The organism is Aestuariivirga sp. (assembly GCF_047602625.1).
Taxonomy (GTDB): domain Bacteria; phylum Pseudomonadota; class Alphaproteobacteria; order Rhizobiales; family Aestuariivirgaceae; genus Aestuariivirga.
On the sequence record NZ_JASGGV010000001.1, the window covers coordinates 1 to 17,188 of the forward strand.

The following is a 17,188-nucleotide window of genomic DNA, read 5'->3' on the forward strand; positions in this document are numbered from 1 at the left end:
TATTGCTAAGTTACAGGGAAACACGATAATCTGAACAGCACCTCATCGAGCATTCGCGCTCGCCGAGATAGACCATGTTGCCATGTTTATCGCCCAGCACCTGAATTTCGATGTGATGCTGCATGAAAATGCGGTCGTCGCCGAATGTTTCGCTTCGTTGCGGGAAGACGGACTCCTCCGCGCGCTCCGCCTCGTTCCAGGCAATGCGCATTCCGCCGTCCTGCCGATGCCTTGATCTCATCTGGATAACCGACGCTGTTGGACATCCGCACGGCTTCTTTGGCATCGGCAATCAGGCCCATGTCTGGGCACGGTTGGACGCCCGTTCGCGATTTTCTTAGGCTGCCCCCATCGCTTCGATGGCCTTCACCTGGCCGATGAGGAGTGGCGCGGTTCTCGGACAAGAACCCATATCCGGATGGACGAGCGCCCGTGGCGCGGATGGCCGAGACGATATTGTCGATGACGAGATAACGGACCCGGCGGCACGGGCACGGCCACAAGCTCGTCCGCCACATACCGGTCGGCATCGGCATAGACGGCAACCGTCTTGACGCCGAGCCGCCGCGCGGCTGCGGGATGACGCCGTGATCGCCGCGCTTGGCAATGAGGATTTTGGAGAACATCGGGACGGTCCGTTGTGAGGCGATGGATCAGAGCGGAATGGTATCGTGCTTGCGCCACAAGCCCGCTGCGCAACATGGCGAAGGAGCGGGGGCGATGCGGCGGCGAGACGCATGCGGCATGATCACTTCGTCAATGGAGCCGCGCTCGGCGGCGACGAAAGCGGTCCCATATCGCGCGCCGGACCGTTCGATCGGTTTCGCGCCCTTGGCGCCATCACGGCGATCGTCAACGGTGTAATCGACATCCGCGCCGATATGCTTTGACGCCATGACGTCATAAGCGCCGCCATAACGGGTGATCAGTGTAACCATCGGCACGGTGGCCTGGCTATAGGCAAGCAGCAGCTCCGGCGCGCGCTTGATGTTGTTAACAAATCCCGCACATCAACCAGCGTCACATGGGGATGCTGAAGGCGTACCGAATTTGCCTTGCGCGAGGAGTCAGGCAGCGGCCAGCACCATGCCTGATTGGCTACTACTGTGATCGTCTGCCCCTCCATAACGATGGAAGCCGGTGAGAATGTTGCGCGCAAACGCCTCGTCAGAGATTTCAGCTCCGCGACGGCGAGGATTAGTTCGCGCATAATCGGTAGGCTTGCGTTGCGTGTCCGGGGATCAAGGTATCAAGGCCGTCGTCGATGCGGGCCGGTCACAAAGTAGGGCTACTGTAGCTTCTCGCGATTGTTCAGCGGCAGGAAATCAAACAGGTCACGGATGCGAAGCAGCGCCACTCCATCGGCGAACCGAGGACTTGCTCAACGGACTTCGCCGACAATCATTTGGTGATGGTTCTTCACCATATCAGGCCGGTTACCAACATGTAGGAGGAATTCCTGCACCATGAAGATGAGTCCGTCACGGCCAATAAAGTGCCCCTCCCGTGCCGCCCATGATGACGGATATTTGCGGGATCGTGTTTGCTGAGCACCCTCTGGCATTGCGGCGGAAAACTTCCGCATTTCCGCCAGCGAGGCGACGCCTTCCTGGACGCGGGCCCCGCCACGATTTTCAGGCCATTGACCGGCGCGCCGTTGCGCGCCGCCATATCCATGATCTTGCACATTTTTCTGGGCATGGGTTTCCGAGGGACCGCGAGGTCCCGCCGAGAACACGTAGACGAGACGCCCGTTGATGGTGGCCCCAGCCGCTTCACCACGCGCCCCCGGGAACACGAGTCCGTGCAGCGGTGCATCACATGATGTCCGTGTTCAAACGACCCCTGATCCAGGAGCACTTCGCGCGCGGTGAGCTTTCCCTTTGGCACGGCGGCCGCCACCCATCCGCGCCGCACTGCGCCGCATTCAAGGTGTTCGTGTATTTGGCGCATTGCGTTTTCCCATCCGGCATGATGACAACCCTACTCCAATTCCGGTACCAAAACTCCTCCTGTCTGGACAACACGGGAGCAACCCGGCAAGCTCCAAACTGGCGCTACCGCTACGGTGAGTTAGGCTTCCGCAAAATACGGTTCCTCAAAACTGCAGGTGAGCACCACGATTTTCCGGGCGATCCTGCACATCGGAACACCGCGCACGGGCGCGGCCCAGCCTGAGACGCTACCTGACCCGTGACGCTGCGCTAAAACCCTGCGCTGCCGGTCCTGGGACTACAAGGGGCAATTTCAAGGCGCTGTTTCAGCCGCTTTGCTTTGCTATTTCCGCCGGACGCTTGTGCATGAAAAGACTGGTGGAGCGGCTGTTTCACGGGCGCCGCGCCGCCACATCATGCGATACCGGGGCCGCCCATGCAGTTCGACAGCTATTTTTTCCTGCGACCTGCGTCCCTGCTGCGCCAGCGGATGAGGTCTTGCGCCTCGAAGCGCCTGTTCCGCCCTGAAATCGTTCACCATCGTCTTGTGCCTGCGTCGGGCTGCCTATTTACGGCAGCGCCAGCGCCGATTTTGACCTACGGTGCCGACGCAGCAGCCAAATCTTTCCCACTGATCTGTCACATTCATTTATGGCTTGCCGATGATGACGCCATCATCAAAACCTACAGCCTGATCAGTCCGGACATCCGGCGATCGAGACCCATGACCGTGACCGTGGCGCATGGAAATGCGATCGTTTTGGGGATTGGTGATGCGCGCCGTCGACGAACGTGGCGGCGAACCTGCCTGACGGTCAGGCGCCGTCTTCCTCGACCGTCCAGCCATGTTCGATCTTCGCCGTCTTGCCGAACATGATCGAGGAGCAATGTTTTCGGCCGAGAGATTGATGGCGCGCTCCGTTTTTCCCTTCAGCGGACAGTCGGCTTCACGTGGGCTGAAGGCTTCGGGTTGTCACGCTTCCGCCTCCAGCGTGATGTCGCAGGCCGTGACCTTCTCGCGGACGATATACAACGTCGACCCTGGCGGTGAACAGTTGCAGGTCAGGCAGCAGCATTTCCATTGGCCGCACACCAATATTGCGCCCGCCTGCAGGGCGCGCCATCCATCACCACCGCGTGGCCCGATCCGCACTCCGCCACGAAACCTGCGCCCATCCAGCCATTGAACCCGTGCTTTCATGATCGTCTCCCGGCTCACGCTCCTAGCCGCCTAGAAGGTGGCGTGCCAGTGGCGCGTGATGTCGATGCGGCGGGGAATCCACACATTGGGATTCCACTGCACGGCTAACCGAATTTTGCGGAGGCCCGGCGCGCGGCCGGGTGGTGCCGATTCAACGGCAATGGAGGCCCACCGACACCTCACTCTTCGGCGATCCTGCCTTCCTCATAGGAGGCAATCGAAAACGGTCCTTGAGATACTGGTAAATGTTCGCCGGTGTTGAAGCCCTGCGGCGTGGCGAAGCGCATGTCGTTGGCGTTGAGCGTATAGGGAAATGACGAGGTGGCGGCCGCCATCAGCCTTCTTCAGCCAATAGGGAAGGTCATCGAACTAGCTCGGAGGAGAGGAAGCCGCCCTCCTCCATCACCAGCCTCGTGGTGTTCATGAGCAGCGGCCGGTAGACCAGCCTGAGCGGACGCTCGCCCGTCACCTGCTCATGCAGGCGGATCGTCGGCGATTCCTGCCGCCGCTCCTCCTCTTCCGGCATCTCCCCTCCACCCATTTGAGGCCATGGCTGGCGATTTCCCAGCCCGCCTCCCATCGCGGCGACCTGATCCGGCGAGCGCATAGGCCGTGGCCACACCATAGATGGTGGAGTGGACGCGGCGGCTCGGGTGGGCCGCCAGAACCTGCGTGGGCGCCTAATTTCATAAATCGATTTCATGTTCCAGCTGTGCTGGCCAACCCAGGCCGTGCGCCACGATTCCGACAGAAAGGCTCGGGGCCGATCGCGATGGAGGATATTGTTCTCGCCGCCCTCCTCATAGTTCAGCAACGACCCCTACGGCCACAGGGCCCCGCCCGGCCATGGGGATTTGGGGATCGCGTGGCCAGCTTTCATGTCGCGGGACAACGTCTGCCATATTGCCCTCTTTCGCGGCCAAGCATGTGGCTGGAACAGCGCGTGGCAGCAGCTCTTTGACATTTCGGCGCGTGAGACGCAAAATCATGTCCGCTTCCCTCGATCTGCTTCACACCCTCACGGCGACAGCAATCTCGATCTGATCGCCTATGTGCGCGACTACCTCGGGAAACTCCGGCATCACGTCGATGCTGGCGCCGAGCGAGGACGGCGGGAAGGCGAACCTGTGGGCTACCATCGGGCCTGCCGATACCCGGGGATCGCCGTCCGGGCACACCGACGTGGTGCAGGCGTGGTCAACCGACCCATTCACTCTACCGCCCGCGATGGGGTTTACGGGCGTGCTGCAGTGACATGAAGGGCTTCGATCGCCTGCTGCCGCAACCCCGCGGAGGCGAAGCTCAAGACGCCCATCCATTTGCCTTTTCCTATGACGAGGACGCTGCTGGTGGGCGTGCCGGCGGCTGCTGGACCTGCTGAAGGACGCACCGGTGAAGCCGCGCCTGGTGGGCGAGCCGACGACGACGGCTGCCACGGTGCACAAGGGCAAGCTGGGCTTCCGCGTTACAGCCTTCGGACTCGGCGCATTCGGTCTCGTGCTCATCGGCGTCAACGCGATTGTCCATCGGCGCCATCCGCGCGATCCAGGGTCAGCATCGCGTTCGCGACGGCGACGATGAGGTGGCCTTTACGACGCTGCATGTGGGCAGATGCAGGGGTGAGGTGATGAAGCATCGCGTGAACCGCGCCAGCTTCGACTTTCCGCCATCCTGCGGGAGGACGACGGAGGCGGCCGTATTCCGCGGCCGAAAAGATCGCTGAAACATACAGGCCGGTCTATCCCATGCTGCTTCAGCTTCGCGGAATTGCAGAGCTATCCGGCCATGAATACGCCAGTGGACAGCGAGGCGGTGAAATTCGTCGCATGCTCTCACGGGCGGACCGCAGACTACTTTCGGGAACCGAGGGTGGCCTGTTCCAGACGGGCACCTTCTCGTGGCCCGGAGCATCGCCGCCGCGCACAAGCCCGATGAATATGTGAGCCAGGCGCAAACGGACGGCGCGGCTGGTGGAGGGAGCCGCAGGTCGCGGGCACGCCGTAGCTTGGCGCTTGCGTGGATCTTCGATGCGCGCTGGAGATAGGGCGCCATCTGCGGCTTGTAGCTTCCTCATTCCCTCAGTACACGGATGGGAATCGTCTGCTTTCCCCAGTTGACGGTGCCTACGAGGGGAAATTTCGTGATGGACGATGAGCGTGCGGGAGAAACAGGCTCCGCCCCCGTCAATGACCAGCGGCAGCACTGATCGGCATTCGCCGCGAAATCCGTCATCACTTTTGGGAGTGCTGAAGATTTCAGAAGATTGCCGGCGCCACGCAATCCTTCTGTTCCGAAACGCCTAGGACGTGCTTTCCCGAACCCACGACAATTGCCGTTGCGGTCCACCGCGCCCGCCCAACTGGCGTTCGGATGCGGCGGTCCCATATTCCCTTGCGCTCAATCCCTGTTCCATCAGATCAAGAAGCATTGGCCCAAGGTTTGGATCGGTGAATCCGCGTGGCGACGGTACCGCGCGCGCATACGGGCAGCGCGCGCCAACCGCGATGGATGAGGTGGCGACGGCAACGCCGAAGCACCCGATTTGGGCAGCGACCGGCAATCGAAAACGTCATTCCGCAGCAATCGACACGGACCTGCCCGATCCGAGTTTCTTGTCGAGATAGCGCGCGAAGTCATGGATCTCGCGTTAAGCCAGCTCAGGGGACCGCGCAGTGTATATTTGAGCCCTTGGACTCCTCCACCACGAACTTGTTTGGCATTCACGCGGTCGAAGACGTTCGCGAGTTTGTCATGTCGTGCTCAACGCCACGCCAAAGCGCACATGCACCACGCCCTTCGGCCTCAGCGAGAGATACCAGAGATGATCCGGGGGCCACATATACATGTGGGCGGGGAACACGGTGGGAAGGATCCAGGTATAGCGCCATTTGCCTCACGTATTGCTCTCATGCGCGCGGCCATAGGTGGCGTTCTCGTCCTTGGTGGTGTCCGGTAGGTGAAGGCGTCGAAGACCTCGTCCGGGGACTCGTGTCCTCCACGGAAACCAGGATACCGCAGGTGATAGCCTTCCATGAAGTTCTCGTTCAGCAGCTTCCAGTTGGTGTCCCAGACATCATCACGGACACAGCCCGCCATGTCATAGCGTTCGACGACCGGCAGAAGCCCTTGCAGCAGCCGCGCCAACGGACCGCATCGGGATTGAGCGTGACATAGACCCAGCCTCTCACATTTTCGGTGTGGAGTTCCGGCAGGGCGAACTGCTTTATCAAAGGCGGATCACGGCCTCACCTTGCCTTCAGCGTCGTAAGTCCAGGCGTGGACAGGCATGCTTGCCGCAGGAGCGGCCCTCCACCAGGTGCAGGCAGACATTGGAGAAGCTGCGGATGACGCCATCCCTGCCCCGCACGAACGGCCGACTGGGGTTTGACATCACAACCCCTGGGACAGACCCAATCCTTGCTGATGCGTTCCATCTCCAGTGCTTCCAACAGCAGCGGGATGGTGTCCGCCTGCTGAAAGGCGATTGGGCAACGGCATGAAGGCCGCGCAGGGCCTCATCCACCTCACGTGGAGGCTTCATGCCGATTTCTCCCTGATCAATCCGGAATGACAGCCGTTGTCTTTATTTCCACAACCCATTCAGGCACGGCGCCCAGCGCGGTGATCAACTCAAAGGCCCGTGAACATGTGCTTCAGCTGATTTGCCATCTCGCGATAGACATCCTGCCGGTAACGCACGTCGGTGAGACGACTGATGTGGAGCACATGGTCGATGTTGCCGCCCGCCTCGTCCTCAGCATCTTGATGTTGGCCATGGTCTTGCTGTCTGCTGGGTGGCTAACTACACCACATGGGCCGTCTGCGAAACCGCGCAGGCAACACGGCGCCCTTTGCCACCACGCCCGGACGCATGCCGCTTCTGTTCGGGGTAGGTACCCCTTGGCGAAAAGGGCGGATGCGCTTGTGTGCGGTCAAATCCGTCTCCAATCGATTTGACGCTTGCGGGGCCGAGCTCATAGGCCATGCAGCCGTGCTGCATGGCGATCTGGTCGGCGAGATATTTGGCATCGTGCCAGATGGTCCGACTTTGAGCCCCGGGGCGTGACAGCCAGGGAAGCCCCAGAAAATAGCCCGGGTTCGGTGGAGACGCCTCGCTGAATATCGACCTTCAACCATCCGTAGTCGGAGGACGCTGGCCCAGACGAGGCGATGCCTGCTTCTTCACAGGATGGGATCGGTCATGCATTGGGCGCGGGGCCGGTATCTCGGCGGGCTTCCGCAGCGAGGCCGTTACGGGCGATGAAGGCGTCCGCCTCGCGCAACACGGGCTTGGCATCGCCTGCTTCTTCCACGTTGCGGGCCAGATCGGGTGCGCAGGACATCGCGTCATCCTGGGTGCGGCCCACCAGCATCATGCCCGTGCGGCCGAGTTGCTGGGACACGAACTTTTTCCGCCCGTCCGCGCCGCTCACAGCGGTCACATGCTCCTTGCCTTGGGCGGGCGTGGTCATGTCCCAACTTGCCAACAGACGAAATCACGGCCGCTGATAGCTTCTCGGTGGGCGGTCACGCGGGCCGACCCCAGAGATACACTTTCCGCCCGGCTTTCAACAGTTCCTCGGCGATCTGCAGCGGCCGCGCCCACCACCAGCACGGCACCTTCCGGCAATTGCGCGGGGTTGCGATAGGCTGTCGACTTTCCCAGCACGCCAGCGCTTTCCGGCACGATGGGCGAAAAATGGGTCTCCGAAGGTCAATCCGGCCTTTGGAGATTTACCGCGGAAGCCACTTTCCTTCGTTTTTGTGAACTGATGTCACGTCCACGGGGATCTAACGCCGCTTCGCAAAATCACAAACGCGTCGGCGATCTTTTCCTTCGGAACGAATTCATCGGGGCGGAGCCCGGGAATTCAAGGCCGGGATAGGTGTCGTGCCACACCATCCAACTACGAGGCCATCCAGCGTTCGGAGCGCCAGCGCTCGGCGATGCGGCTCCGTTCCAGCACGATATGGGGAATGCCCGCCTTCGTGAGATGGGCGCTCATCGCCAGCCCGGCCTGGCCTTCGTGAGATGGGCGCTCATCGCCAGCCCGGCCTGGCCCGCGCCCACCTCGCTGAAATGTCGGTTGATTCAGCGTGATCTTCAAAACTATTCCGCCGCCTGCTTACGCCCCAGATGTTATCAGAGAGATTGCCGGCCTTCTGCGCGAATTTCAGGGTGCTGTTCCAGTCAAAGGTGCGGTAGACCGCCGGAGCCGCTGGCGCTGGCGCGCGATCTCCTGAACTCCGACTATGCCGGCCACCGGCTGACCTTCCAGCTTTTCGCCCAGTCGCCGCCCTTCGCGCAGTCTGCGGCGGTCTACCGCACCTTTGACTGGAACAGCACCCTGAAATTCGCGCAGAAGGCCGGGCATTTTTTTCTGATAACATCTGGGGCGTGAGAAACAGGCGGCGGAATAGTTTTTGAAGATGACCACTGAATCAACCGACGTTCTCGTGGTGGGCGCGGGCCAGGCCGGGCTGGCGATGAGCGCCCATCTCACGAAGGCGGGCATTCCCCATATCGTGCTGGAACGGAGCCGCATCGCCGAGCGCTGGCGCTCCGAACGCTGGGATGGCCTCGTCGCCAATGGCCCGGTGTGGCACGACACCTATCCCGGCCTTGAATTCCCGGGCTTCGGCCCCGATGAATTCGTTCCGAAGGAAAAGATCGCCGACGCGTTTGCTGATTTTGCGAAGCGGGACAAATTGCCGGTCCGCACCGGCGTGGACGTGACATCGGTTCACAAAAACGAAGGAAGCCGTGGCTTCCGCGTCGAAACCTCCAAAGGCCCGATTGACGCAAAATTCGTCGTCGCCGCCACGGGCGCGTTTCAGAAACCCATCATTCCGCCCATCGTGCCGGAAAGCGCTGGCGTGCTGCAGATGCATTCGACAGCCTATCGCAACCCCGCGCAATTGCCGGAAGGTGCCGTGCTGGTGGTGGGCGCGGGCTCGTCCGGCGCGCAGATCGCCGAGGAACTGTTGAAAGCCGGGCGGAAAGTCTATCTCTCGGTCGGCCCGCATGACCGCCCACCGAGAAGCTATCGCGGCCGTGATTTCGTCTGGTGGCTGGGCGTTTTGGGCAAGTGGGACATGACCACGCCCGCCGAAGGCAAGGAGCATGTGACCATTGCGGTGAGCGGCGCGGACGGCGGCAAGACCGTGGATTTCCGCAAGCTCGCCGCACAGGGCATGATGCTGGTGGGCCGCACCCAGAGCTGCAGGGATGGCGCGATGCACTTCGCGCCCGATCTGGCCCGCAACGTGGAAGAAGGCGATGCCAATTATCTTTCCGTGTTGCGCGAGGCGGACGCCTTCATCGCCCGTAACGGCCTCGATCTGCCGGAGGAGCCGGAAGCCCACAAGATCGGCCCCGCGCCCCAATGCATGACCGATCCCATCCTGTCGCTTGACCTGAAGAAGGCCGGCATCGCCACCATCATCTGGGCCACCGGCTTTTCCTCCGACTACGGATGGTTGAAGGTGGATACCTTCGACGCCAAGGGCAAGCCGAAGCATCAGCGAGGCGTCTCCACCGAACCCGGTATCTATTTTCTGGGGCTTCCCTGGCTGTCGCGCCGGGGCTCGAGCTTCATCTGGGGCGTCTGGCACGATGCCAAATATCTCGCCGACCAGATCGCCATCCAGCGCGGCTACATGGCCTATCGCGGCCCGCAACATTGAATCGATTGGAGACAGACATGACCGCACACAAGCGCATCCGCCCCTTCAACACCAAGGACACCTACCCCGAACAGAAGCTTGACAATGATCTCTGCCAGGGCGTGGTGGCGAAGGGCACCATGGTGTTCCTGCGCGGCCAGGTTTCGCAGGATCTCGACACCCGCGAGTCCCTGCATGTGGGTGACGCCACCCAGCAGACGGCCAAGACCATGGCCAACATCAAGATGCTGATGGAAGAGGCGGGCGGCAACATGGACCATATCTGCCGCATCGTCGTCTATCTCACCGACGTGCGTTACCGGCAGGATGTCTATCGCGAGATGGGCAAATGGCTGAAGGGCGTGTTTCCCTGTTCGACGGGCCTCGTGATCACCGCGCTGGCGCGTCCTGAATGGGTTGTGGAAATCGAGGCAACGGCTGTCATTCCGGATTGATCAGGGAGAAATCGGCATGGAACGCTCGCGTGAGGTGGATGAGGCCCTGCGCGGCCTTCATGCCGTTGCCCAATCGCCTTTCAGCGCCGCGGACACCATCCCGCCGCTGCTGTATCGCTCCCGGGACGTTGAAGCGCTGGAGATGGAACGCATCTTCAGCAAGGATTGGGTCTGTCCGGGCCTTGCTGCTGATCTGCCCAAACCCGGCGACTACATCACCTTCTCGATCGGCGATCAGCCCGTCCTGACATTGCGGGGCAGGGATGGCGTCATCCGCAGCTTCTCCAATGTCTGCCTGCACCGCATGATGCCGCTGGTGGAGGGCCGTGGCTCCTGCGGCAACAAGATGGTCTGCCCCTATCACGCCTGGACTTACGACACTGAAGGCAAGGTGATCGGCGCGGGCCATATGGGCGGCCGTGATCCCGCCTTTGATAAAAAGCAGTTCCGCCTGCCGGAACTGCGCACCGAAATCTGGCAGGGCTGGGTCTATGTCACGCTCAATCCCGATGCGCCATCCGTGGCGGAGCTACTGCAAGGGCTTCTGCCGGTCGTCGAACGCTATGACATGGCGGGCTATATCCCCGTCGTCCATCAGGATCATGTCTGGGACACCAACTGGAAGCTGCTGAACGAGAACTTCATGGAAGGCTATCACCTGCCGGTCGCCCACAAGGCGACGGTGGGTGCCTGGTTCCCCGTGGAGGACACGGAGTTCCCGGACGAGGTCTTCGACGCCTTCACCTACCAGACCTTCACCAAGGACGAGAACGCCACCTATGGCCGCGCGCATGAGAGCAATACGCGGCTGGAAGGCAAATGGCGCTATACCTCGATCCTTCCCACCGTGTTCCCCACCCACATGTATGTGCTGGCCCCGGATCATCTCTGGTATCTCTCGCTGAGGCCGAAGGGCGTGGGGCAGGTGCATGTGCGCTTTGGCGTGGCGTTGGCGCCCGAAGTTCATGAGGCGCTGGGCGAAACCCGCGATCAATGGGTGAAGGAGCTCGTCGATTTCTTCGACCGCGTGAATGCCGAAGACAAGTTCGTGGTGGAGGGAATCTTCAAGGGCTCGAAGGCGCCGCTCGCCTCGCGCGGTCCCCTGAGCTGGCTTGAGCGCGAGATCCATGACTTCGCGCGCTATCTCGACAAGAAACTCAATGGGCCTGCCGTGTCAGAAAAAAGGATTGCTGCGGAATGACGTTTTCGATTGCCGGTCGCTGCGCCAAATCGGGTGCCTTCGGCGTTGCCATCACCACCTCATCCATCGCGGTTGGCGCGCGCTGCCCCTATGCGCGCGCGGGTGCGGGCGCCGTCGCCACGCAGAATGTCACCGATCCAAACCTTGGGCCAATGCTTCTTGATCTGATGGAACAGGGATTGAGCGCAAGGGATTCAATTGACTCGATAATCAGGGACCGCCCGCACATCGAATATCGCCAGTTGACGGCGGTGGACCGCAACGGCAATTCCGCCTCATGGTCGGGAAAGCACATCCTCGGCACCCATGGCGTTTCGGAACAGAAGGATTGCGTGGGCGCCGGCAATCTTCTGAAATCTTCAGCACTCCCAAAAGTGATGACGGACGCTTTCGCGGCGAATGCCGATCAGCATCTGGCCGAGCGCTTGCTGCGCTCACTTGAGGCGGGGCTTGCGTCGGGCGGCGAGGAAGGCCCTGTTCATTCCGCCGCGCTCATCGTCCATCACGAACAGAAATTTCCCCTCGTCAGCCTGCGCGTCGACTGGGACGACAACGATCCCATCCGTGTACTGAGGAAATTGTGGGAGGACTACAAGCCGCAGATGGGCGCCTATCTCCAGCGCGCCGTCGATCCCACGCAAGCGCCAAGCTACGGCGTGCCCGGCGACCCTTAGGCCGAGAGCTTCTCCACCAGCCGCGCCATCATCCGGTCGCACTGGGCCATCTGCGCCTCGCTCACATATTCATCGGGCTTGTGCGCCACGGCGATGTTGCCGGGGCCGCAAACCACAGCCGGCGTGCCCAGCGCCTTCTGGAACAGGCCACCCTCGGTTCCGAAAGTGATCTTGCCGGTGGAATTGCCGCCCGTGAGAGCATGGACGAATTTCACCGCCTCGCTGTCCACTGGCGTATTCATGGCCGGATAGCTCTGCAATTCCGCGAAGCTGAAGCGGGCGTCGGGATAGACCGGCCTGTATGTTTCAGCGATCTTTTCGGCCGCCGCCCGGATGCGGGCCACGATCGCCCCCTCGTCGTCCTCCGGCAGATAGCGGATTTCAAAGTCGAAGCTGGCGCGGTTGGGCACGATGTTCATCACCTCGCCGCCCTGCATCTTGCCCACATGCAGCGTCGTAAAGGCCACCTCATAGTCGCCGTCGCGAACGCCATGCTCAGCAATATCTTTCTGGATCGCGCGGATGGCGCCGATCAAGTCCGCCGCCATGTAAATCGCGTTGACGCCGATGGGCGCGAGGCTCGAATGCGCCTCAAGTCCGAAGGCTGTAACGCGGAAGCCCAGCTTGCCCTTGTGCGCCGTCACGGCCTGCATCATCGTCGGCTCGCCCACGATGCACAGGCGCGGCTTCACCGGTGCGTCCTTCAGCAGGTCCAGCAGCCGCCGCACGCCCACGCAGCCGATTTCCTCGTCATAGGAAAAGGCGAAATGGATGGGCGTCTTGAGCTTCGCCTTCACCGCTTGGGGTGCCATGGCGAGGCAGCAGGCGATGAAGCCCTTCATGTCAGCGCTGCCGCGCCCGTAGAGATTCCCATCGCGGGCGGTCAGCGTGAATGGGTCGGTTGACCACGCCTGCCCCTCCACCGGCACCACGTCGGTGTGCCCGGACAGCACGATCCCCGGCGTATCGGCAGGCCCGATGGTAGCCCACAGGTTCGCCTTCCGCCCATCCTCGCTCGGCGCCAGCATCGACGTGATGCCGAGTTTCCCGAGGTAGTCGCGCACATAGGCGATCAGATCGAGATTGCTGTCGCGGCTGACGGTTGGAAACGCCGTGAGGGTGTGAAGCAGATCGAGGGAAGCGGACATGATTTTGCATCTCACGCGCTCCCCGAAATGTCAAAGAGCTTGCTGCCACGCGCTGTTCCGGCGCATCTTCACCCGCACGAAAGAGGGCAATATGGCAGACGTCTATCCCCGCGACATGAAAGGCTACGGCCGCGCGATCCCCAATCCCAGATGGCCGGGCGGGGCCCATGTGGCCGTGCAGTTCGTGCTGAACTATGAGGAGGGCGGCGAGAACAATATCCTCCATGGCGATCAGGCGTCCGAAGCCTTTCTGTCGGAGATCGTTGGCGCACAGGCCTGGGTTGGCCAGCGCCACTGGAACATGGAATCGATTTATGAATATGGCGCCCGCGCCGGCTTCTGGCGTCTCTGGCGCATGTTCACCGAGCGCCGCGTCCCACTCACCATCTATGGTGTGGCCACCGCCCTCATGCGCTCGCCGGATCAGGTCGCGGCGATGAGGGAGGCGGGCTGGGAAATCGCCAGCCATGGCCTCAAATGGGTGGAGCACAAGGATATGCCGGAAGAGGAGGAGCGGCGGCAGATCGCCGAAGCAATCCGCCTGCATGAGCAGGTGACGGGCGAGCGTCCGCTCGGCTGGTATACCGGCCGCTGCTCCATGAACACCACGAGGCTGGTGATGGAGGAGGGCGGCTTCCTCTATTCCTCCGACGACTATTCCGATGACCTTCCCTATTGGCTGAAGAAGGCTGATGGCGGCCGCCACCTCGTCATTCCCTATACGCTCGACGCCAACGACATGCGCTTCGCCACGCCGCAGGGCTTCAACACCGGCGAACATTTTTACCAGTATCTCAAGGACAGTTTCGATTGCCTCTATGAGGAAGGCAGGCGTGGATCGCCGAAGATGATGTCGGTGGGCCTCCATTGCCGTCTGATCGGCAGGCCGGGCCGCGCGCCGGGCCTCGCAAAATTCATCGATTACGTGCAGTCGAAGCCCAATGTGTGGATTCCCCGCCGCATCGACATCGCGCGCCACTGGCACGCCACCTTCTAGGCGGCTAGAAGGCGTGAGAATTTTCGGGAGACGATGATGAAAGCACGGGTTCAATGGCTGGATGGGCGCGCCTTCGTGGGCGAGTCGGGATCGGGCCACGCGGTGGTGATGGATGGCGCGCCGGAGTCAGGCGGGCGCAATATTGGTGTGCGGCCAATGGAAATGCTGCTCCTGGGCCTCGGCGGCTGCACCGCCTTCGACGTTGTGCATATCCTTGAAAAGTCCCGCGAGAAGGTCACGGCCTGCGACATCACGCTGGAGGCCGAACGTGCGGCGGAAGACCCGAAAGTCTTCACCCACGTGAAGATCAACTATGCGCTGAAGGGAAAAAACCTGAAACCCGCCGCCGTGGAGCGCGCCATCAATCTCTCGGCCGAAAAATATTGCTCGGCCTCGATCATGTTCGGCAAGACGGCGAAGATCGAACATGGCTGGACGGTCGAGGAAGACGGCGCCTGACCGTCAGGCAGGTTCGCCGCCGCGTTCGTCTTCGACGGCGCGCGTCACGCCAATGGTGCGGAAAAATGCCGAAACGATCGCATTTCCATGCGCGGCGTCACGGTCATAGTCGATCACCCGGATGTCCGGACTGATCAGGCTGTAGGTTTTGATGATGGCGTCATAGTCGGCGAGCCATGAATCGGATTCGACATAGGTGGAAAGATTTGGCTGCTGGCCTCTCGGCACCCGCTGCAGGTCAAAATGGCGGGCGCTGGCGTCCAGATAATCGGCGGGTTCACGCAGGCACAAGACGATGGTGAATTCCGTTCCGGGCGGAAACAGGCGCTTGAGGCGCAAGACCTCATCCCGCTGGCGCAGCAGGGACAGCAGGTCGCAGGAAAAAATCACTGTCGAACTGCGGTGGCGGCCCCGGTATCGCATGATGTGGCGGCGCAGGCGCCCGGTTTGAAACAGCCGCTCCAGCCAGTTCTGTTTTTCATGCACAAGCGTCCGGCGGAATGGCGAAAGCGAAGCGTGAAACAGCGCCTTGAAATTGCCCTTGCCGTCCAGCCCCCGGCAGAACGCCAGGTTTTCAGAGCGCAGCAGTTGCCGCTCACGGGTCAGGTAGCGCTGCAGGCTGGCCGCGCCCGTGCGCGGTGTTCCGATGTGCAGGATCGCCCGGAAAATCGTCCGGGTGCTCACCTGCGGCTTTTTCAAGGAACCGTCTTTGCGGGAAGGGTTAGCGCCTGGCGTCACGTGCAATTCCGGAGTGTGCCGAATCTGGCCGGTTTCAACATTTGCCGGGTTGCTCCCGTGTTGTCCAGACAGGGAGAGTTTGGCATTTTGGCCGCGGGATTTGGTTTACCGGAAGGAATTGGAGTAGGGTTGTCATCATGCCGGATGGGAGACGGAATGCGCGAAATACGCGAACAGCTTGAAATGCGGCGCAGTGCGGCGCGGATGGGTGGCGGCGAGGCGCGCATCGGCGCCCAGCATGCCAAGGGAAAGCTCACCGCGCGCGAACGGCTGGATGTGCTCCTCGATCAGGGGTCGTTTGAAGAATACGACATGTATGTGATGCACCGCTGCACGGACTTCGGCATGGCCAAAAACCATGTCCCGGGAGACGGCGTGGTGACCGGCTGGGGCACCATCAACGGGCGTCTCGTCTACGTGTTCTCGCAGGATTTCACGGTTCTCGGCGGATCCCTGTCGGAAACCCATGCCCAGAAAATCTGCAAGATCATGGATATGGCGGCGCGCAACGGCGCGCCGGTGATCGGCCTGAATGATTCAGGCGGGGCCCGCATCCAGGAAGGCGTCGCCTCGCTGGCGGGCTATGCGGAAGTTTTCCGCCGCAATGCCGAGGTGTCGGGCGTCATCCCGCAAATATCCGTCATCATGGGGCCATGCGCGGGAGGGGCCGTTTATTCGCCCGCCATGACGGACTTCATCTTCATGGTGCGGGATTCCTCCTACATGTTCGTCACCGGGCCTGATGTGGTGAAGACCGTCACCAATGAAATCGTGTCGGCGGAAGATCTGGGCGGCGCCAAGACCCATTGCAGCAAGTCCTCGGTCGCCGATGGAGCTTTCGACAATGACATCGAGGCGCTGCTTCGCATCCGTGACCTGTTTGATTTCCTGCCGCTGAACAATCGCGAGAAGCCGCCGGTGCGGCCCTTCTTCGATGACCCGGCCCGCATCGACGAGCGCCTTGATACCTTGATCCCGGACAGCGCAACCAAGCCCTACGATATGCGCGAACTAATCCTCGCCATCGCGGACGAGGGTGATTTTTTTGAAATCTCTGAGGCGTTTGCGCGCAACATTCTCACCGGCTTCATCCGTATGGAGGGGCAGACGATCGGCGTGGTCGCCAATCAGCCCATGGTGCTGGCCGGTTGCCTCGACATTGACTCCTCGCGCAAGGCCGCGAAATTCGTGCGCTTCTGCGATGCCTTCAGCATCCCCATCCTGACGCTGGTTGATGTGCCGGGGTTTCTGCCCGGCGTCGCGCAGGAATATAATGGCATCATCAAGCACGGCGCCAAGCTGCTGTTTGCCTATAGCCAGGCCACCGTGCCGATGGTTACGCTGATCACCCGCAAGGCCTATGGCGGCGCTTATGACGTCATGGCGTCAAAGCATATCGGCGCGGATGTCAATTACGCCTGGCCCACGGCCGAGATCGCCGTGATGGGCGCCAAGGGCGCGACGGAAATACTCTACCGCTCGGATCTGAACGATTCCGGAAAAATTGCCGCGCGCACGAAGGAATATGAGGACCGCTTTGCCAATCCCTTCGTCGCCGCCGAGCGCGGCTTCATTGACGAAGTGATCATGCCGCATGCGTCTCGCCGCCGCATCGCCCGCTCCTTCGCCATGTTGCGCAGCAAGTCCGAAAGCAGCTTGTGGCGCAAGCACGATACCATTCCGCTCTGATCCATCGCCTCACAACGGACGTCCCG

At 61.5% G+C, this 17,188-nt stretch carries 17 protein-coding genes and 2 pseudogenes; 9 read left to right on the forward strand and 10 right to left on the reverse strand.

From position 1 onward, the window contains the following. Positions 1 to 10: 10 nt before the first annotated feature. Complete coding sequence (locus QM694_RS00005; RefSeq protein ID WP_415004910.1) at positions 11 to 211, reverse strand: hypothetical protein; 201 nt, start codon at positions 209 to 211, stop codon at positions 11 to 13. 442 nt (positions 212 to 653) lie between these two features. Next, positions 654 to 1,927 (reverse strand): annotated as a pseudogene (locus tag QM694_RS00010) (carboxyl transferase domain-containing protein). 443 nt (positions 1,928 to 2,370) lie between these two features. Here QM694_RS00010 and QM694_RS00015 point away from each other — a divergent pair. Beyond that, positions 2,371 to 2,811 (forward strand): hypothetical protein, encoded by a 441-nt coding sequence (locus tag QM694_RS00015; protein WP_415004911.1) that lies wholly within the window; start codon positions 2,371 to 2,373, stop codon positions 2,809 to 2,811. A gap of 96 nt (positions 2,812 to 2,907) precedes the next feature. Here the strand turns inward: QM694_RS00015 and QM694_RS00020 are convergent, their stop codons facing one another. From QM694_RS00020 to QM694_RS00045, 6 genes are all read right to left on the reverse strand, one after another. Then, complete coding sequence (locus QM694_RS00020; protein ID WP_415004912.1) at positions 2,908 to 3,135, reverse strand: hypothetical protein; 228 nt, start codon at positions 3,133 to 3,135, stop codon at positions 2,908 to 2,910. A gap of 179 nt (positions 3,136 to 3,314) precedes the next feature. After that, on the reverse strand, positions 3,315 to 3,470 hold the full coding sequence (locus QM694_RS00025) for a hypothetical protein (RefSeq protein WP_415004913.1): 156 nt from the start codon (positions 3,468 to 3,470) through the stop codon (positions 3,315 to 3,317). A gap of 26 nt (positions 3,471 to 3,496) precedes the next feature. Continuing rightward, positions 3,497 to 3,661 carry a hypothetical protein gene (locus QM694_RS00030; RefSeq protein ID WP_415004914.1) on the reverse strand — a complete coding sequence of 55 codons (165 nt, stop codon included), beginning with the start codon at positions 3,659 to 3,661 and terminating at the stop codon, positions 3,497 to 3,499. 484 nt (positions 3,662 to 4,145) lie between these two features. Continuing rightward, positions 4,146 to 4,274 carry a hypothetical protein gene (locus tag QM694_RS00035; RefSeq protein WP_415004915.1) on the reverse strand — a complete coding sequence of 43 codons (129 nt, stop codon included), beginning with the start codon at positions 4,272 to 4,274 and terminating at the stop codon, positions 4,146 to 4,148. Positions 4,275 to 5,434: 1,160 nt separating this feature from the next. After that, positions 5,435 to 5,695, reverse strand: coding sequence for a DUF1028 domain-containing protein (locus tag QM694_RS00040; protein WP_415004916.1), 261 nt, complete (start codon positions 5,693 to 5,695; stop codon positions 5,435 to 5,437). A gap of 1,639 nt (positions 5,696 to 7,334) precedes the next feature. Further along, complete coding sequence (locus QM694_RS00045) at positions 7,335 to 7,607, reverse strand: hypothetical protein (RefSeq protein WP_415004917.1); 273 nt, start codon at positions 7,605 to 7,607, stop codon at positions 7,335 to 7,337. Between the two features lie 522 nt (positions 7,608 to 8,129). Between QM694_RS00045 and QM694_RS00050 the strand changes: the two genes are divergently transcribed. Genes QM694_RS00050 through QM694_RS00070 form a run of 5 tightly spaced genes read left to right on the forward strand, consistent with a single transcriptional unit; the run spans position 8,130 to position 12,131 of the window. Continuing rightward, positions 8,130 to 8,537: a 4-hydroxyphenylacetate 3-hydroxylase C-terminal domain-containing protein gene (locus QM694_RS00050; RefSeq protein ID WP_415004918.1), complete on the forward strand. Its 408-nt coding sequence runs from the start codon at positions 8,130 to 8,132 to the stop codon at positions 8,535 to 8,537. Positions 8,538 to 8,565: 28 nt separating this feature from the next. Then, positions 8,566 to 9,822 carry a flavin-containing monooxygenase gene (locus tag QM694_RS00055; protein WP_415004919.1) on the forward strand — a complete coding sequence of 419 codons (1,257 nt, stop codon included), beginning with the start codon at positions 8,566 to 8,568 and terminating at the stop codon, positions 9,820 to 9,822. Between the two features lie 17 nt (positions 9,823 to 9,839). After that, complete coding sequence (locus QM694_RS00060; protein WP_415004920.1) at positions 9,840 to 10,256, forward strand: RidA family protein; 417 nt, start codon at positions 9,840 to 9,842, stop codon at positions 10,254 to 10,256. A 16-nt stretch (positions 10,257 to 10,272) separates the two neighbouring features. Beyond that, a complete protein-coding gene (locus QM694_RS00065) occupies positions 10,273 to 11,457 on the forward strand; it encodes an aromatic ring-hydroxylating oxygenase subunit alpha (protein ID WP_415004921.1) in 1,185 nt (394 codons plus the stop codon). Further along, positions 11,454 to 12,131 carry a DUF1028 domain-containing protein gene (locus QM694_RS00070; RefSeq protein WP_415004922.1) on the forward strand — a complete coding sequence of 226 codons (678 nt, stop codon included), beginning with the start codon at positions 11,454 to 11,456 and terminating at the stop codon, positions 12,129 to 12,131. Before QM694_RS00065 ends, QM694_RS00070 begins: the two co-directional genes overlap by 4 nt. On the opposite strand, the gene argE is transcribed toward QM694_RS00070, so the two are convergent. After that, a complete protein-coding gene (gene argE, locus QM694_RS00075) occupies positions 12,128 to 13,279 on the reverse strand; it encodes an acetylornithine deacetylase (protein ID WP_415004923.1) in 1,152 nt (383 codons plus the stop codon). The two genes, QM694_RS00070 and argE, sit on opposite strands and share 4 nt — an antisense overlap. Positions 13,280 to 13,370: 91 nt before the next feature. Here argE and puuE point away from each other — a divergent pair. Both puuE and QM694_RS00085 read left to right on the forward strand, forming a co-directional pair. Continuing rightward, positions 13,371 to 14,270, forward strand: a pseudogene (puuE, locus tag QM694_RS00080) (allantoinase PuuE); the annotation flags it as partial. A gap of 42 nt (positions 14,271 to 14,312) precedes the next feature. Then, positions 14,313 to 14,735: an OsmC family protein gene (locus QM694_RS00085; protein ID WP_415004924.1), complete on the forward strand. Its 423-nt coding sequence runs from the start codon at positions 14,313 to 14,315 to the stop codon at positions 14,733 to 14,735. A gap of 3 nt (positions 14,736 to 14,738) precedes the next feature. Here QM694_RS00085 and QM694_RS00090 read toward each other — a convergent pair whose 3' ends face one another. Then, complete coding sequence (locus QM694_RS00090; RefSeq protein ID WP_415004925.1) at positions 14,739 to 15,434, reverse strand: hypothetical protein; 696 nt, start codon at positions 15,432 to 15,434, stop codon at positions 14,739 to 14,741. Between the two features lie 195 nt (positions 15,435 to 15,629). Between QM694_RS00090 and QM694_RS00095 the strand changes: the two genes are divergently transcribed. Then, positions 15,630 to 17,162, forward strand: a complete 1,533-nt coding sequence (locus QM694_RS00095; protein WP_415004926.1) for an acyl-CoA carboxylase subunit beta — start codon at positions 15,630 to 15,632, stop codon at positions 17,160 to 17,162. The last annotated feature ends 26 nt before the right edge of the window (positions 17,163 to 17,188 follow it).

Excerpts from the sequence above, each read along its gene's own strand:
- QM694_RS00070 (WP_415004922.1), top strand. The coding sequence starts at position 11,454 with ATGACGTTTTCGATTGCCGGTCGCTGCGCCAAATCGGGTGCCTTCGGC.
- QM694_RS00065 (WP_415004921.1), top strand. The coding sequence starts at position 10,273 with ATGGAACGCTCGCGTGAGGTGGATGAGGCCCTGCGCGGCCTTCATGCC.
- QM694_RS00025 (WP_415004913.1), bottom strand. The coding sequence starts at position 3,470 with ATGGCGGCCGCCACCTCGTCATTTCCCTATACGCTCAACGCCAACGAC.
- QM694_RS00085 (WP_415004924.1), top strand. The coding sequence starts at position 14,313 with ATGAAAGCACGGGTTCAATGGCTGGATGGGCGCGCCTTCGTGGGCGAG.
- QM694_RS00095 (WP_415004926.1), top strand. The coding sequence starts at position 15,630 with ATGCGCGAAATACGCGAACAGCTTGAAATGCGGCGCAGTGCGGCGCGG.
- QM694_RS00060 (WP_415004920.1), top strand. The coding sequence starts at position 9,840 with ATGACCGCACACAAGCGCATCCGCCCCTTCAACACCAAGGACACCTAC.
- QM694_RS00015 (WP_415004911.1), top strand. The coding sequence starts at position 2,371 with ATGCAGTTCGACAGCTATTTTTTCCTGCGACCTGCGTCCCTGCTGCGC.
- QM694_RS00035 (WP_415004915.1), bottom strand. The coding sequence starts at position 4,274 with ATGGTAGCCCACAGGTTCGCCTTCCCGCCGTCCTCGCTCGGCGCCAGC.
- QM694_RS00045 (WP_415004917.1), bottom strand. The coding sequence starts at position 7,607 with ATGACCACGCCCGCCCAAGGCAAGGAGCATGTGACCGCTGTGAGCGGC.
- QM694_RS00055 (WP_415004919.1), top strand. The coding sequence starts at position 8,566 with ATGACCACTGAATCAACCGACGTTCTCGTGGTGGGCGCGGGCCAGGCC.
- argE (WP_415004923.1), bottom strand. The coding sequence starts at position 13,279 with ATGTCCGCTTCCCTCGATCTGCTTCACACCCTCACGGCGTTTCCAACC.
- QM694_RS00005 (WP_415004910.1), bottom strand. The coding sequence starts at position 211 with ATGCGCATTGCCTGGAACGAGGCGGAGCGCGCGGAGGAGTCCGTCTTC.
- QM694_RS00050 (WP_415004918.1), top strand. The coding sequence starts at position 8,130 with ATGGGCGCTCATCGCCAGCCCGGCCTGGCCTTCGTGAGATGGGCGCTC.
- QM694_RS00020 (WP_415004912.1), bottom strand. The coding sequence starts at position 3,135 with ATGAAAGCACGGGTTCAATGGCTGGATGGGCGCAGGTTTCGTGGCGGA.
- QM694_RS00030 (WP_415004914.1), bottom strand. The coding sequence starts at position 3,661 with ATGCCGGAAGAGGAGGAGCGGCGGCAGGAATCGCCGACGATCCGCCTG.